The 15,715-nt window shown below is 54.5% G+C and carries 14 protein-coding genes and 1 pseudogene; 4 read left to right on the forward strand and 11 right to left on the reverse strand.

Annotation, left to right across the window (positions count from 1 at the left end; genetic code table 11):
* Positions 1–10: 10 nt before the first annotated feature.
* The 3 genes from AB182_RS12360 to AB182_RS12370 are packed head-to-tail and all read right to left on the reverse strand — an operon-like array spanning position 11 to position 3,369.
* Positions 11–1,666 (reverse strand): ABC transporter permease, encoded by a 1,656-nt coding sequence (locus AB182_RS12360; protein WP_047370360.1) that lies wholly within the window; start codon positions 1,664–1,666, stop codon positions 11–13.
* Positions 1,667–1,708: 42 nt separating this feature from the next.
* Positions 1,709–2,671 (reverse strand): ABC transporter substrate-binding protein, encoded by a 963-nt coding sequence (locus tag AB182_RS12365; protein ID WP_047370361.1) that lies wholly within the window; start codon positions 2,669–2,671, stop codon positions 1,709–1,711.
* Positions 2,668–3,369: an ABC transporter ATP-binding protein gene (locus AB182_RS12370; protein WP_047370362.1), complete on the reverse strand. Its 702-nt coding sequence runs from the start codon at positions 3,367–3,369 to the stop codon at positions 2,668–2,670. The genes AB182_RS12365 and AB182_RS12370 overlap by 4 nt, the downstream gene beginning before the upstream one ends.
* A 243-nt stretch (positions 3,370–3,612) precedes the next feature.
* On the opposite strand from AB182_RS12370, the gene AB182_RS12375 reads away from it, so the two are divergent.
* Positions 3,613–5,412 (forward strand): sensor domain-containing diguanylate cyclase, encoded by a 1,800-nt coding sequence (locus tag AB182_RS12375; protein WP_047370363.1) that lies wholly within the window; start codon positions 3,613–3,615, stop codon positions 5,410–5,412.
* Between the two features lie 36 nt (positions 5,413–5,448).
* Here the strand turns inward: AB182_RS12375 and AB182_RS12380 are convergent, their stop codons facing one another.
* Entirely contained in the window at positions 5,449–6,543 is a 1,095-nt protein-coding gene (locus AB182_RS12380; protein ID WP_047370364.1) for a malate/lactate/ureidoglycolate dehydrogenase, read from the reverse strand.
* A 194-nt stretch (positions 6,544–6,737) separates the two neighbouring features.
* On the opposite strand from AB182_RS12380, the gene AB182_RS12385 reads away from it, so the two are divergent.
* On the forward strand, positions 6,738–7,310 hold the full coding sequence (locus AB182_RS12385; protein ID WP_047370365.1) for a flavin reductase family protein: 573 nt from the start codon (positions 6,738–6,740) through the stop codon (positions 7,308–7,310).
* A gap of 267 nt (positions 7,311–7,577) precedes the next feature.
* On the opposite strand, the gene pptA is transcribed toward AB182_RS12385, so the two are convergent.
* From pptA to AB182_RS12405, 4 genes are read right to left on the reverse strand one after another with little or no spacing between them, the layout of a single operon-like run.
* The gene (gene pptA / locus AB182_RS12390) at positions 7,578–7,808 is read right to left on the reverse strand and encodes a tautomerase PptA (RefSeq protein ID WP_047370366.1); all 231 of its coding nucleotides are present in this window, start codon (positions 7,806–7,808) and stop codon (positions 7,578–7,580) included.
* A 55-nt stretch (positions 7,809–7,863) separates the two neighbouring features.
* Positions 7,864–8,481, reverse strand: a complete 618-nt coding sequence (locus AB182_RS12395) for a glutathione S-transferase family protein (protein ID WP_047370367.1) — start codon at positions 8,479–8,481, stop codon at positions 7,864–7,866.
* Positions 8,482–8,513: 32 nt separating this feature from the next.
* Positions 8,514–9,044, reverse strand: coding sequence for a P-loop NTPase family protein (locus AB182_RS12400; protein ID WP_047370368.1), 531 nt, complete (start codon positions 9,042–9,044; stop codon positions 8,514–8,516).
* Between the two features lie 4 nt (positions 9,045–9,048).
* Positions 9,049–10,062: a LacI family DNA-binding transcriptional regulator gene (locus AB182_RS12405; protein WP_047370369.1), complete on the reverse strand. Its 1,014-nt coding sequence runs from the start codon at positions 10,060–10,062 to the stop codon at positions 9,049–9,051.
* 316 nt (positions 10,063–10,378) lie between these two features.
* Between AB182_RS12405 and AB182_RS12410 the strand changes: the two genes are divergently transcribed.
* Together AB182_RS12410 and AB182_RS12415 are read left to right on the forward strand one after the other, a co-directional pair.
* Entirely contained in the window at positions 10,379–11,575 is a 1,197-nt protein-coding gene (locus tag AB182_RS12410) for an L-talarate/galactarate dehydratase (protein ID WP_039079073.1), read from the forward strand.
* Between the two features lie 583 nt (positions 11,576–12,158).
* Complete coding sequence (locus tag AB182_RS12415) at positions 12,159–13,469, forward strand: MFS transporter (protein WP_047370370.1); 1,311 nt, start codon at positions 12,159–12,161, stop codon at positions 13,467–13,469.
* 45 nt (positions 13,470–13,514) lie between these two features.
* Here the strand turns inward: AB182_RS12415 and AB182_RS12420 are convergent, their stop codons facing one another.
* The 3 genes and pseudogenes from AB182_RS12420 to AB182_RS12430 all read right to left on the reverse strand — a co-directional run bounded on the left by AB182_RS12420 (position 13,515) and on the right by AB182_RS12430 (position 15,715).
* Positions 13,515–14,288, reverse strand: coding sequence for an amino acid ABC transporter ATP-binding protein (locus AB182_RS12420; RefSeq protein ID WP_047370371.1), 774 nt, complete (start codon positions 14,286–14,288; stop codon positions 13,515–13,517).
* Positions 14,272–15,195 (reverse strand): amino acid ABC transporter permease, encoded by a 924-nt coding sequence (locus AB182_RS12425; RefSeq protein WP_047370372.1) that lies wholly within the window; start codon positions 15,193–15,195, stop codon positions 14,272–14,274. Before AB182_RS12425 ends, AB182_RS12420 begins: the two co-directional genes overlap by 17 nt.
* A 9-nt stretch (positions 15,196–15,204) precedes the next feature.
* Positions 15,205–15,715 (reverse strand): annotated as a pseudogene (locus tag AB182_RS12430) (GNAT family N-acetyltransferase).

The following is a 15,715-nucleotide window of genomic DNA, read 5'->3' on the forward strand; positions in this document are numbered from 1 at the left end:
TGCCCTGCATTTATCGTTGCGTGCTGCGCTGCATTATCGCCAGCGCGGTCAGCATCAATGCGAGCCCGGTAATGAGCGTCAGCGTCGCCATCGCCATGCCTTGTCCAACCGAACCCTGCTCAAATTGCCGCCAGATAAAGACGGCCACCGTTTGTGTTCCCGCCGGGGCCAGTAGCAGCGATGTCACCAGCTCGCGCGACGCGATAGCAAAGACCATCAGCATCGCCGCCAGCATGGCCGGAAAAACCAGTGGCAGAACAATATAACGCAACGCCTGTAGCGCACTGGCGCCGTGAACACGGGCGGCGGGTTCCAGATTCCCCCCTAGCTGACGCAGCGCACTCCCGACATAGCGAACCGGCCAGGGTAGCAGGAGGCAGCAGTACGAGAGCAGTAAAATAGCCCAGGTGTTATACAGCGAAACGGGCCAGAATGTACGGTTCCATAACAGAATCAGCCCCACCCCCACCACGATCCCCGGCAGCGCCGCTGGCATCAATGACAGTGCATCAATGACGCTTCGGCCCTGAATGCGTTGCACTACCACAAGCCAGGCGGCAAGCAACCCGACAACACCGGTGATTAATGCCGACGCAAAGGCCAGCGACAAACTGGTCCCCAGCGCCGCCAGGGCATCGCCCTGCTGAGCAAACAGCGCGGCATAATGGGCAGTCGTGGCATTTGCCAGCGATAATCCGCCTGACAGGGTCGACATGACCCCGGTGATCGCCATTGATAAGCCCGGCACCACCACTGCCAGAAAGCCGATAAATGCCATTGCCAGTACGACCGGCACGCCCGTAATACCGAGCTTCGCGCCGGTATTTTCCGCAGGTTTACCGGTCACGCTGGTGACATCCTTGCCACCGGTCAGTCTACCCTGCAACCACCAGGCGCTAAGCGCCATCGCGACCAGAATCAGCGACAGCATTGAGGCGCCCGGCAGGTCAATGGGCCAGTCAGCCAGTTTTTTCTCAATACCAACGGTCAACATCACCACGCCGGAACGGGCGCCCAGCGCGGCAGGGACGCCATACTCTTCAATCGCCAGAGTAAAGGCCAATAGCATGCCTGCCGCCAGCGAAGGCGATAACATCGGCAGCGTGATATGCCAAAAGGCGCGCCAGGGCGTAGCGCCGTGGACGCGGGCAACCAGCGCCAGGTGCTGTCCGCTGGCGAGCAGGCTACGGGAGACGGCGAAGTAAACGACCGGGAAAATATTGAGCGTCATAACAAGCACGATCCCACCTTTGCTAAACAGCAATGCATTGAGATCGAATCCCAGCAACTGGGCTAAATACCCATTGGTTTGTAAAACCAGCATCCAGGAGAGCGCTGCAATATAGGGGGGCGTCAGAAATGGGATCAGAAACAACAAATCCCACAGCCGTGGACAGGGTAAATCGAACAGTCCACGCGCAACGCCCAGTGGCAGGCCAATACAGGCGCTCAGCAGCGCAACGCCTGCGGCAATTTGCAGGGTTCCGGCAAACATCGCCGGGAGTTGAGGGTCGGAAAACAGCGGGCGTAACCCGGAAAAGGCGCCCTGAAGAGAGCCGGCGCTAAATTGCGGGAAAACGGCCTGCAGAACAATAAACAGCAATGGCAGCGCGACCAGAACCAGCAGAATGGCCACAGTCACAAGCGAGATTAATCGTTGGTTCACGGCGAGTATCCAGACGACGGGGTTGCCCCCGTCGGGTGATGATTACTGAGCAAACAGTGTGTTAAAACGCGTGAGCACAGCGCCGCGCTCGCTGGTGCCGTCGTTTTTGGTCGGCAGAATTTTCAACTCGTTAAAGAGCGGGCGTTTTGCCTGCACATCGGTACGCGCAGGCATCAGCCAGGCATCGGCCACCAGTCTCTGCCCTTCCGGCGAGAGCACATAGTCCACAAACGCTTTGGCATCGGCTTCGTGCTGCGTGGATTTGAGGATCATCATCGGGCGCGGCGCAATCACGGTACCGCTGCCCGGGAAAATCACTTTTAGTGATTCGCCCTGCTCAATATTACCGTAGGTCACATAATCCACCGCACCGAACACCGCCGCTTTTGCGCCCTGCATCACCGGTGTAACCGCCTGGGCGTTGGGGCCGCTGACCACCATGCCGTTTTTCTTGAGTTCCTCAAACAGTGTCCATGCGTTGTCGCCCATGCCGTTTTGCAGGCCAATCAGCAGATCCAGCGATGCGCCAGACAGAGCCGGATCCGGGGTGGTGACTTTGTCTTTAAACGCGGCTGCGGTCAGATCTTTCCACTCTTTCGGTTCCGGGGTGCCGCTTTTGGTATTCCAGACGATACCCAGCGCAGAGACCCCCTGCGCGACAAAATCAGTGCTTTTGAGCATCTCAGGTACTTTTTCGGCGTTAGCGCTCTGGTAAGGCAGCAACCAGCCACGGTTATGCAGATCTTCTGCCGTATCCCAGGAAGCGGAAATCAGGATATCGGCCTGCGGATTGGCCTGCTCAGCTTCAAGGCGCGCCATCACTTTGCCGGTTGTGGCCTGGAAGATATCCACTTTCACCCCGGTTTTCTTCTCAAATCCACTGGCGAGACCTTTCGCCAGTGAACCTGGCCCGGCGGTGTAAACGGTGAGCGCATGCGCGCTGGACATCATCACGGACGATAACACCATAGCTAGAGCAACTCCTTGTTTCACTGATATTTTCATGCAATTTCCCCTGAGGATGTTGTAACAGAACGAATCGCGTCTACACGACCGGCAGACAAATGAACAATACGGTCAGCGAGGATCTCGGCTTCACGACGATCATGGGTGACATAAACGGCAGTAATGCCGAGCTGGCGCAGTAGTGATGCCATGTCACGGCACAATGATTCGCGCAACTCGCTGTCGAGATTGGAAAGGGGTTCATCAAACAACAATACGCGCGGCTCGGCGACAATGGCCCTGGCCAGCGCCACTCGCTGCTGCTGGCCTCCGGAGAGTCCTGCGGGCTTGCGCTTAGCAAACTCGCCAAGGCCAACGCGCACCAGTGCTTGCAGGACGCGGTGTTCGCGCTCAGCGCGCGGGACATAGCGCATCTTTAACGGGAAAGCGATATTCTCTTCCACCGTCATATGCGGCCATAGCGCATAGTCCTGAAAAACCATGCCAATATCACGGGATTCCGGTGGCAACGCCCATCCGGCCTTCGCCACCAGACGCGAACCGAAGGTAATGGTGCCATCAGCAGGTTGTGTTAATCCGGCCAGTAAGCGCAACAGCGTACTTTTGCCGCAGCCTGAGGGACCGAGCAATGCCACGATAGTGCCAGCGGGAATAAGGAGATCGATCTGATTGAGAACGGTGTGGCTGCCAAAGGCATACGACACACCTTCCAGGCGGATTTCTGTGAACGCGTCCATTAGCGCTCTCCCACAATGAGAAAGCGTCTGGTACCCGTGGTCTTCATCCAACGGGCCGCGTCCACCTGCACGAACGTCAGGGGAGCGAACATATTGTTATCCTCTTTGGGATTTGATGCCGCTGACTATAGGCAGGAAATGTGACGTAAAAATTACGATAGTGTTGCGTCTTGATTTATATAGAAGAATAGTAAACCCTTAGAAGATCTCTCCTGATTTTCCCTAATAGAAAAAGGTGATTACGTGCGTATCGCAACGATCACAAATTTTGCTTATATCGCTACCGTTGTTCTGACACTTTCTTCAGGCTTTGCGCTGTTTAGCGCATCCAGTGCGGACCGGGCTGAACGCGCCGCCGTCGCCCAGAGCCGCCTTTTCGATACGCTGACCGATGACCTGGAAAGAGAAGCTTATGCGTTGAGCGATCTTGCTCGTGAGGCAGTGGTGAAACGGCAGCCGGACAACATCAAGGCCTGGCGACAAATGCTGGAGAAAGATGTCCAGTTCGAAAACTATCTGCTGGGTTTACATGATAACGGCGCAACATCTGAGGAAATCCTGATCCTCAGAGATGGCCTTAAAGTCTTTGATCAACTTGAAGATGAGCAGCGTGCTGCAATATCTGCAGTGGAAGCGGGCAATATAAATGAAGCGATGAATATTATCTTCGGCCAGCAGTACGAAGATCAGATTGCTCAGGCCGAATACCGCTTTGCCCATTTTCGTAGTTTGTCGGATCAACGCACGGCGAATGTGATTGCCGAAGCGACGTCGCTATCACAACGGCTACGCACGCTCTCCGAAGTGATGGTGGCCATTACCGCCCTGCTTTTCTTGTTTGTGCTTGGTTTTATTATCAAACACCGCATTTTGCGCCCGGTGGTCACGCTGAGTGATGTGGTGAACCGGCTGGCGACACAGGATTACGCGGTAGAAACACCGGTTCTGGCGCAAGTCGATGAAATTGGCGATATGGCCCAGGCCATCCATATTTTTCGGGAAAACGGCCTGGCCCGCCAGCGACTGGAGCAAGAGCGTGATGCCGAGTGGGCTTCACGCACGCTGCTGGCGAGAATGACGCAACGCCTGCAGGGCTGCGACTCCCATGCTGGTATTGTCAGGGTTGTGGGCCGTTTCGCACCGAAAATCATCCCGGACATGGGGGGACGACTCTATATTCTGGATGCGCGGACAAACCGCATGAAATGTGCGGCCCGCTGGCTCTTACCGCCCGGCGAGGATGCGCCCTTCACTCCTGATGCCTGTTGGGCGTTAAAACGCGGGCAACTGCACTGCCCGTCGCATGATTCGGTAGATATGCCCTGCGAACATCTTATGCCGGAGGTTGCCGCACGGGCCATCTGTGTGCCGTTAATTGCGCAAAACAAAATTATCGGCTTACTCACCTTCGACAATGAACAGCAGAAAGAGCCCACTTACGCCTATCTGGAACTGATGGCTGAGACCATCGCACTGGCGCTGGCAAACCAGATACTGCGCGATACCCTGACAGAGAAAGCAACTCATGACTCGCTGACTGGCTTACGTAACCGCCATAATCTGGAGGAGACGCTGCGCACCCTGATTGATCAATCCATGGCTAACGGAGCCAGTTTGAGTTGCCTGATGATCGATATCGATTACTTTAAAAAGCTCAATGATAGCCACGGGCATGAAGCGGGAGACAAAGTATTGCGCGAAATTGCGCGGTTGTTGCAGGAAACGGTGGGCGATAACGGTGTTGCCTTCCGCTATGGCGGCGAAGAGTTTCTGATTATTTTGCCTGATACCAGCGAGTCCGATGCCAGAAAACTGGCTGAACTGTTGCTGCAAAATGTCCTGAACCAGCGCATTTTCTATGAATCCCATGATATCGGGCAGGTTTCGATCTCTATCGGTCTGGCGACCTGGCCGCAACATGCACGGGCGGCGAACCTGATCCGTGCGGCGGACCTTGCGCTCTATATGGCCAAAGAACAGGGTCGCGGCCAGATTGTAACCGCCCGCAACGCAAACGCGCCACAGACACACGTTTCCGCCTGAGATGACGGCTGCGCGGCACGGCGCGCAGCCATTGCGTTACAGTGTCACTTGCTCACAATCAGCACGCAAGCGATCGACCTCCTCCTGGGGCATACCCGCGCGTACTGCCGCCGCACAAATCCCCTGCCAGCTCCCCGGATCCAACGGAATCCCCTGCGTCTTACGCAGACGACGATTGTTCTCTTCCCACTCGCCTGGCACCAGAATCGGCTCATCATGGCTATGCGGCGATTGTTTCACCCATTCAACAAAGGCGTGCGTCTGTTGCTGCATATCCGGCGCGGCAAACATTTCCGGGTTCAATATAAGGGTGGTCATACAGTTGAATATGGCATCGACGCTGTCCTGGAGAGTGTCTTTATGAGTGGTTAGTCCGCCGGACAGGGCTCCCCCCATAATTTCGCACAGCGCCGCCAGCGCATACCCTTTATGTTGCGCAAACGTCAACAGTGACCCCAGCGGCGAACGATGCATGACCGACGGATCGTTAGTGGGATGCCCCTGCGCATCAATGAGACAGCCATCGGGCACCGGTTCGCCTTTGTGGTAAGCCACTCGCGTTTTCCCAAATGCAATGGCGCTGGTGGCATAGTCCAACAACAGTGGTGGCTGCCCTTCCCGCGGGAAAACCACGCAAAAAGGATTTGTTCCGAACCGGCTGTCTTTTCCACCAAAAGGGGCCACCATTGGATCGCCCACGACACTGACAAAATGGACAGAGACAAAACCGGCCGCGGCGCACTGTTCGGCCCAGTAGCCAATACGTCCGATATGATGGGAATTATGAAGTCCAACGGCGGCGAGGCCGTGTTGTCTGGCCTTTTCAATGCCAAGCGTCATCGCTTCATGCGCCGCGACCTGGCCAAAAGCCTGATTCCCGTTGAGGGTCACCACCGCGCCCATATCCTTCACGACGCTGGCATGGCGGTTGAGTTGCAGGTAACCCTGTTCAAGGGAGCGAACATAGCTCGGGATCATCCCTACGCCATGAGAATCGTGTCCTGCAAGATTCGCCGCGAGTAGATGCTCCGCAACCAGCTGAGCTTCCTGAGGTTCGCTGCCCGCATAGTGCAGGATTTTCTCGATAAAATGATGTAAGCGACGGGGATGAAGACGAAGCCCTGTATTCATTGAAAATTCTCCATTTATTATGTTGTTGTCTGCATTTCCATGCTGCATCTGCGCTTGCCTGAGGTCAATAACTGTACTGACACAGAGAATAATGACCTGGAGATTGTTTCTGAGCGGGATAAACATGCAATCCACGGTGTCAGTGCCGGGCATCTATGCTTTAATTTCTCCATGACAGAACGAAGGAGTGGCTTATGAGTTTTTTTCGTCCGGTGGCGCTGGATCACGCCAGCCGCTTGCTGAATCACGGCCCTACCATATTGATAACCAGCCGTGATGAGAGCATCGACCGCCGCAATGTCATGGCTGCTGCGTGGTCAATGCCCGTTGAGTTTTCCCCTGCCCGTATCGCTATTGTGGTGGATAAAAGCACCTGGTCGCGTGAGCTGATAGAACGCAGTGGGATGTTTGGCATTGTGGTTCCGGGCGTGGCGGCCACTCGCTGGACCTGGGCGGTGGGCAGCGTGAGCGGTCGCGAAGAGGATAAATTCAACTGCTACGGTATTCCGGCTATCGCTGGCCCGGTGCTGGGTTTGCCCGTCGTGGAGGAAAAATGTCTGGCGTGGATGGAATGTCGCCTGTTACCGCCGACAGCGGCGCAGGAAAAATATGACACCCTGTTTGGCGAGGTGGTTTCTGCGGCCGCGGATGAACGCGCCTTTAGTAACGGTCACTGGCAGTTTGATGATGATTTGTTGAATACCATCCACCATCTGGGCGGCGGTAATTTCGTCACCAGTGGCAAGTTGATAAACGTACCGGGGTGACCCGAAAATCGCCCCGCTAAGCTAGCGCTTGCGGGAATAATTCCCGGCCGCGGCTAGCTGCACACTCTGCGCTAATGGGGTGTAAAAATGTCGCTGCGGTTGCCGGTCAGCCGTCAACGCCTCATCGATTTTCAGCCGGACCCTGTTTTATTCTCATTACGCGGTGTTATCGCTGTAAAACATAATATGACCGGGGATTTCTCAGCCTTCCGGGAGAAAGCGGGAGTGAGGGGAAAAAGCCAGTGCAGACATTTCCCCTGCGGCCTGTCACATCTGATAACCCGGCTTCTTAATCAGCCGCGCCATCTGTGGTGCGATTTGCGTATCCCATACTTCGCCTTTCCACGCGTCCGGGTCTATCTGTGTTAACGCGACGCTGACTGAACTGTCTTTGCTGCCTAAATGGCGAACAATGACGTCGGCGATATCGGCAGCCAATGCGGTTTTTTGCTCATCGTTCAGGTCACGGGGGAAACATTTGATATCAATGTGTGGCATGGTGTGCTCCTTGTTATGAGCCTATCAACCTACCACACTGAAAAAGCGCTGGTTATCAAATAATGTCGTTACGGCGTAAAACAGGCTGGAGCTTCGCAACGGCGCAAACCGCTTCGGCAATCGCGGCGATGTTCGGCGTATTTTCTTTAAACCAGTCGTGCCGCGGCCCCCAGGTTCTTATCACACAGATATAGATATCCAACAAGGTCAGCTGTTCGCCAAATGCATAAGGCGTGGCTTTGAGTTGCTGATCAAACCAGATATACAGTGATTTTCGATAGGCCACACAGTGCTCCCGCAACTGATCCGCAGCATCGGGCACGAACCGTTCGGGATAGTCGGCATAGGTGAATGTCGGGTAAACATTGGCCACCAGCCAGACCAACAGTCGCCAGAACTGATTGCGCTCAGGTGTACCGGGCGCAGGAGCAAGATGCGGGTGTTTATCAAGAATCATTAAGGCGATGGCCGCCGACTCGGTCATGATACTGCCATCGTCAAGTTGCAGCGTTGGCACCTGACACAAGGGGTTGAGTTTCAGCAATTTTTCCTGGTTGTGCCCTGGCGAATCAAAGCCGTCAATATTCTCGAACTGATACGGGATGTCTGCCAGTGTCAACATCAGTTCACTGATGGCTGAACCCCAGCCGGGTGCGCCGTAAACGGTGATCATATGACCTCCTTTCTTGCGAGTGAGTAGTAAGTCTACGTCAAACTGGCAATAAGGCTATCGACCTGCTTCGGGTGAGTGAGACGCACAAAGCGAATATGTTGATATTGCGGATTCGCCATATCCGCGGCGTAGCGTACCCGGTTATTACGCCAGGTTTTGAGTGTCCAGATAATGATCGAGTCGCGGCTAAAAAAAGCACGGCGGAAACTTTCCGTATTACCGGTACCGGGCCAAAGCTCTTTTCCATGCCAGGCCCGGCGAACCACCCGCAGAACCGCCTGGCGCAGCGTGCGCCAGAAGCCGTAATCCAGCCAGATAACCAGATCAACATCCCGCCATTTGATCGGGCGGGATCGGTTATAATTACCGTCCAGTACCCAGCCAGGCGTGGCATTTAACGTCTCTTCCAGTAATGCGTAAAAGTCCTCATCACTGCGCCCTTGCCACTCGGGCAACCAGTAAAGTCTGTCCATTTCGATATACGGCACATTAAGCTGCGCGGCCAGCCGCTGCGAAAGCGTGCTTTTACCGCTGCCGCTGGTGCCGATGACATTAATTTTCATACGGTTACGCCGATTCCCTTTCTACAAAATGAAAACCAATATCCACAATCGTTTCTTCCTGAGGGAGCCCTTCAATACGGTCCGCCAGTAGCGTGGCGGCACGCTGACCGATAACCTGTCGGTCGACGCTGACCGTCGTGATGGAGGGATGGGTATCGGCGGCAAAATCGAGATCGCCAAAACCGATGACCGCCAGATCCTGCGGCACGCGCAATCCGCTGGCCTGCGCTTCGACCATCGCCCCCTGCGCAAGGGTATCCGAACTGCAGACAATCACATCGAAGCTGCCCTTATTCAGCAAGTCACGAAGCCCCTGCCGTCCTGCGGCAAAACGCGCCGGAAGCGGGACATCTACGACGGCAGGATCGTGAATGTCATGGCGCGCCAGCGCCTCGCACAGCCCACTTTTACGCAGCGCCGCGCGATTATCCACCGTCCACAGTAAACCGGGACGTTTATAGCCTTTACGCAGCAAATAATCCGCCGTCGCCTCCCCCACTTTTTCATGGGAAAAACCTACCAGCATATCCAGCGGCGTGGGGGTGAGATCCCAGATTTCCACCACCGGTACGCTGGCATTGAGGATAACTCGCTTTAATTCCGTCGAATGGTGAATCCCCGTCAGGACAATGCCGTCAGGACGACGCGACAAGATCGTGGCAACCAGCTCCGCTTCGGTTTGCTGGGCGTAACCCGCTACACACAGCAGCATGTGATAACCGCGAACCGCCAGCTCATCGCTTATCGACTGAATGGTATCGACGAACATACTGTTATTAATTTGCGGCACCACAACGGCAATCATTTTACTGCGTCGGGATGCCAGACCACCCGCCAGCGCATTGGGGATATACCCGGTGGCTTTAACCGCCGCCAGCACTTTTTCCACCGTTTTAGGACGCACCAGCTGCGGCGTGTTCAACGCCCGGCTGACGGTCATGGAGGACAATCCCGCCGCGCGGGCGACATCGTCTAATGTAGGCGCGCGAGGCGGCGCAGGACGAGAGGTTTTCGACATGTAAACTCACAACGGCTTGTTTTTGTGACAGGGATTATAAGCGATTTGTTAGCTTAAATCGCTTCTCTCTCATTATTTTAATCAGCTTTAAAATCAGTAGATTAAAAAAATAATCTTGCATTTATGTTAGCGTTATCATTTGCACATAAACCATTCCATAAACGATTTTGAATTGTGAGACAGAACGAATAAAAGCCCGTGATGAAGTCTGTTATTGTGATCGACTGTACATTTTGACGGCAAAATGCTGGCGTTTCATCTTTAATCTAATTAATAATGTTAGCGCAAACATTATTACCGTTCACAGGAGTTAATCATGACCGTAAGCGCGAATTCCGCTGCCGTAACCTATGCCAAAGCGCAGGGTGTTAAAACTGCCGCCGAAACCGGCGACCGTATCGAGTGGGTAAAACTCTCCCTCGCGTTCCTGCCGCTGGCGACCCCCGTCAGTGATGCAAAAGTGCTGACCGGTCGCCAGAAGCCGCTGACCGAAGTCGCCATTATCATCGCGGAAATTCGCAGCCGTGACGGTTTCGAAGGCGTCGGTTTTAGCTACTCTAAACGCGCCGGTGGTCAGGGCATCTATGCGCACGCCAAAGAAATTGCCGATAACCTGTTGGGCGAAGACCCGAACGATATCGACAAAATTTACAGCAAACTGCTGTGGGCCGGCGCATCCGTTGGCCGCAGCGGCATGGCCGTGCAGGCCATCTCCCCTATCGATATCGCGTTGTGGGATATGAAAGCGAAACGTGCAGGTCTGCCGCTGGCAAAACTGCTCGGCGCGCACCGTGACTCCGTGCAGTGCTACAACACCTCCGGCGGTTTCCTGCATACCCCGCTGGATCAGGTGCTGAAAAACGTGGTGATCTCCCGTGAAAACGGCATCGGGGGTATCAAGCTGAAAGTTGGCCAGCCGGACACCAAAGAAGATATCCGCCGTTTAACCGCCGTGCGTGAAGCGCTGGGCGACGATTTCCCGCTGATGGTTGACGCAAACCAGCAGTGGGACCGCGAAACCGCCATTCGCATGGGCCGTAAAATGGAGCAGTTCAATCTGATCTGGATTGAAGAGCCGCTGGACGCCTACGATGTGGAAGGTCACGCCCAACTGGCGGCCGCGCTGGACACCCCCATCGCGACCGGAGAAATGCTGACCAGTTTCCGCGAGCACGAACAGCTTATTCTGGGTAATGCCAGCGACTTCGTTCAGCCGGATGCCCCGCGCGTTGGCGGTATCTCTCCGTTCCTGAAAATCATGGATCTGGCAGCGAAACATGGTCGTAAACTGGCCCCGCACTTTGCCATGGAAGTACACCTGCACCTCTCTGCCGCTTATCCGCTGGAGCCATGGCTGGAGCACTTCGAATGGCTGAACCCGCTGTTTAACGAGCAGCTCGAACTGCGCGATGGCCGCATGTACGTTTCCGACCGTCATGGTCTGGGCTTCACCCTCAGTGAACAAGCGCGCGCCTGGACTCAGCTAAGCTGTGAATTTGGCAAACGCCCGTAACAGATAATAAAGACGGGAGATATTCCGTCTTTATTTATTTCAGTACGAAAACTGGTATATTTATGCCACGCTGTTTCGCATATTCGTGTACTCCCGACTGAGCAGCGTTTTTTATTTATCGCGTATGCAATATAAATAACCCGCCACAGTCACAGGTTGCGTCAGTTTCCTGGCATTACCCCTGCCCGCCCATTTTTAATATATTTATTGCGCTCATCTATTACCCTAAAAAAACAGCTATCGATTAAGCGTTTTTCATTTCATCCCCTGATAATGCGATTGCAGAATATATGTGATCTTGAGGGCACATTTATACATTTATTATGGACCCTCCCTGGGTATTTTTATATAAATGTTAGCGCAAACATTCATGACGAAAAAAGGAGTGTTCCATGACTTTAAGTGCCTGTACTGGCGCGCCCTCTTATGCCAAGAGACAACGTACCCGCTATGCCACAGCAACAGAGCTCTGTCGTTGGCTGACCTGCTTGCCCACGCGGTCAATGCCACGGAGTAAATAGCCGACGGGGCCGTTCCCGTTTATTACACACGTCGGGGTGATAACCTCGTCGAGGAATCGATGATGAGTAATGTTATTAAGCGCACCAGCGTGCGCCACGGTATTCTTATTTTCTTATTTCTGGCTACGGTATTTAACTATGCTGACCGTGCGACCCTTTCGGTGGTCGCCCCTATTATGAGTAAAGAATTAGGCTTTGACCCGGAAGCGCTCGGGCTGGCCTTCTCGGCTTTTGGTATTTCGTATGTGATCATGCAAATTCCCGGCGGATGGCTGCTGGATAAATATGGCTCGCGCCTGGTTTATGGCTGCGCGTTAATTGGCTGGTCAATCGTCACTATGTTTCAGGGGACGATTTATCTTTTTGCCAGTCCGTTAATTGTGCTGGTGATTTTGCGTTTGCTGATGGGGGCGATTGAAGCACCGGCCTTTCCGGCGAACAGCCGTCTGAGTGTACAGTGGTTCCCCAATAAAGAGCGCGGTTTCGTGACGGCGGTGTATCAGGCGGCGCAGTACATTTCGCTGGGGATTGTCACGCCGCTGATGACGCTTATCCTGCACAACATGAGCTGGCACTATGTGTTCTATTACATCGGCGCTATCGGCGTGGTGCTGGGAATTGTCTGGCTGGCGAAAATTCGTGACCCGTTACAGCACAAGAAAATCAACCAGCAGGAACTGGATTATATCCGCGAAGGCGGCGGTGAACCGGAACTGGGTAATGCGAAGAAATCAGAAAAGATTTCTCTCGCCCAGATCAAAAGCGTTTGTGTGAATCGCATGATGATTGGCGTCTATATAGGCCAGTTCTGCGTGACCTCTATTACCTGGTTCTTCCTGACCTGGTTCCCCACCTATTTATATCAGGCAAAAGGCATGTCGATTCTCAAAGTCGGTTTTATTGCCAGTATTCCGGCGATCGTCGGGTTTATTGGTGGCCTGATGGGCGGCGTCTTCTCCGACTGGTTATTAAAACGCGGCTACAGCCTGACCACCGCGCGCAAATTCCCGGTTATCTGCGGCATGCTGCTCTCCTGCGTGATTGTGGTCGCCAACTATACCAGCTCAGAAGTGGTGGTCATTGCCGCCATGAGCCTGGCCTTCTTCGCCAAAGGTTTTGGTAACTTAGGCTGGTGTGTACTGAGCGATACCTCGCCGAAAGAGGTGCTGGGCATCGCAGGAGGCGTCTTTAATATGTGCGGCAACCTGGCCAGTATTATCACACCGCTGGTCATTGGGGTAATTCTCTCCAGTACCCAGTCGTTTGATTACGCCATATTGTATGTCGGTTCAATGGGCTTAATTGGCCTGTGCTCTTACCTGTTTATCGTCGGTTCACTGGAGCGTATTCAGCTTACGCCTTCGGCCGCCTGAGGATAACCGTACGCTGCTCCGCCAGTTGCGAAGCAGCGTGTTCTCTCACAACACCTTCGATAAAAACTGTCTCGTCCTTGGGTGTTGCGGATGATTGAGCACACTGTCGCTGTCGCCCTGCTCCACAATTTTACCCTCCACCATAAACACCACCTGATCCGCCACCTCCCGGGCAAAACCGATTTCGTGCGTAACCACCACGAGCGTGGTACCGGAACGGGCCAGTTTTTTGATGACATCGAGCACTTCGCCCACCAGTTCCGGATCCAGCGCGGAGGTCGGTTCATCAAATAAGATTACCCGAGGGCGCAGCGCCAGCGCGCGGGCAATGGCAATGCGCTGCTGCTGCCCACCGGATAGATGACGTGACCAGGCTTCCGCCTTATTGCGTAACCCCACCACATCCAGCAACTGATACGCCTGCTCGATGGCCTCTTTGCGGCTGAGTTGCTGATGGGCGATCGGCGCTTCTATCAGATTTTCCAGTACCGTGAGGTGCGGGAAGAGATTGAAGTTCTGGAATACATAGCCCACGTTAACCCGCTGGCGCAGGATCTCCCGCTCTTTCAATTCATAGAGCTTATCCCCTTTGCGTCGATAGCCAATATAGTCGCCGTCAATCTGGATAAAGCCTTCATCAACACGCTCCAGATGGTTAATGGTGCGCAAAAGCGTCGATTTACCGGAACCGGAAGGCCCGAGGATCACCGTCACGGTGCCCGGCGGGATCTCAAGCGATACATTGTCCAGCGCTTTATGGCGACCAAAGTACTTGCTGACGCCGGTAATCGAAATATGACCATTAAGAGAGGCTGGCATGAATCGGCTCCTGTGGTTGCGCGGCGCGAGCAGGTGTCGTTGCCCGCACCCGACGAGAATTAACGGCGGATCGACGTTCGCTTCGTGCCAGCCAGCGCTCCACCATGTATTGAATAACCGACAGAACGCTGGTGATCACCAGATACCACACGGCCCCCACCATCAGCAGCGGGATCACCTCCTGGGTGCGGTTGTAGATCATCTGAATGGTATAAAACAGCTCCGGCATCGCCAGTACGTAGACCATCGCCGTTCCCTTGGCGAGGCTGATAATTTCATTAAAACCCGACGGCAAAATGGTCCGCAGCGCCTGGGGCAGAATAATGCGCAAAGTGCGTCGCCATGCCGGCAATCCTAATGCAGCGGCGGCCTCATACTGCCCGTGATCGACACCTAAAAAACCGCCGCGAATGATTTCTGCCGTATAGGCGCTTTGCACCAGCGTCAGACCCACCACCGCCGTTGAAAATTGTCCCAGTACATTGACCGTTTCGTAATGCGCCCAGCTCAGCTGCGTAAACGGAATGCCAATCGTCAGCGTGTCGTAGAGATAAGAGAAGTTGTAAAGGATAATCAGCACCACAATCAGCGGTAGCGAGCGAAACAACCAGATATAGCTCCACGCAAGGCTGCTCAATAGCCAGGAGCCTGATAAGCGCGCCAGCGCCAGCAGGCCGCCAAAAACAATACTTAATGCCGTACCGAGTAGTGTTAATAACAGCGTCTGACCCAGACCTTCCAGGATAACAGGATCAAAGAACCAGCGGGCAAACACGCGCCACTCCCAGCGTGGGTTAAAGGCAACGGACTGGACCACGATCGCCAGTACGATCAACGCAATAACGGCGCCGACGATCCGCATTGGGTAGCGCGCCGGGACGACTTTGATAGACTCTGTTGTGTTCATGTTTACCCCTCAGGCAGTTTTACTGAGCGTGTCGACCGCTAAGGTTTTGGTAAACCGCAGGCGACCATCGAACGGCGGCTGGCTGTACTCCTCCGGGTCGCGCGTGAGATCGAACTGCGCGTCGTATCCCTGGCGAAGATAGAGCTGCACCGCTTCAGGCTGGCGAAATCCGGTGGTCAGAAACATGCGGCTGTACCCCCGCAAGAACCGCGCGACGTTCCAGTTCGGCCACCACCCGCCTGGCAAGTCCCTGTTTGCGCAGGGCGTGTTGCGTCCAGATACGTTTAATTTCCGCCGTGTGGGCATCTTTCGGTTTGTACGCGCCGGTGGCAATAATTTCTCCGTCACGCTCCAGCACAATAAAAAGCCCCTGCGGCGGCAGATACCACTCAGTCAGTTCCACCTCGGCATCTTTGGAAAAGTAATCGCCATAACGGGCAGCATATTCGCCAAACAGACCCGCAATGACGGGCTGCAATTCCGGCGCGTCGGGGGAAATATCACGGAAACGTTCGCTCAT

Source organism: Phytobacter ursingii (assembly GCF_001022135.1).
GTDB lineage: Bacteria > Pseudomonadota > Gammaproteobacteria > Enterobacterales > Enterobacteriaceae > Phytobacter > Phytobacter ursingii.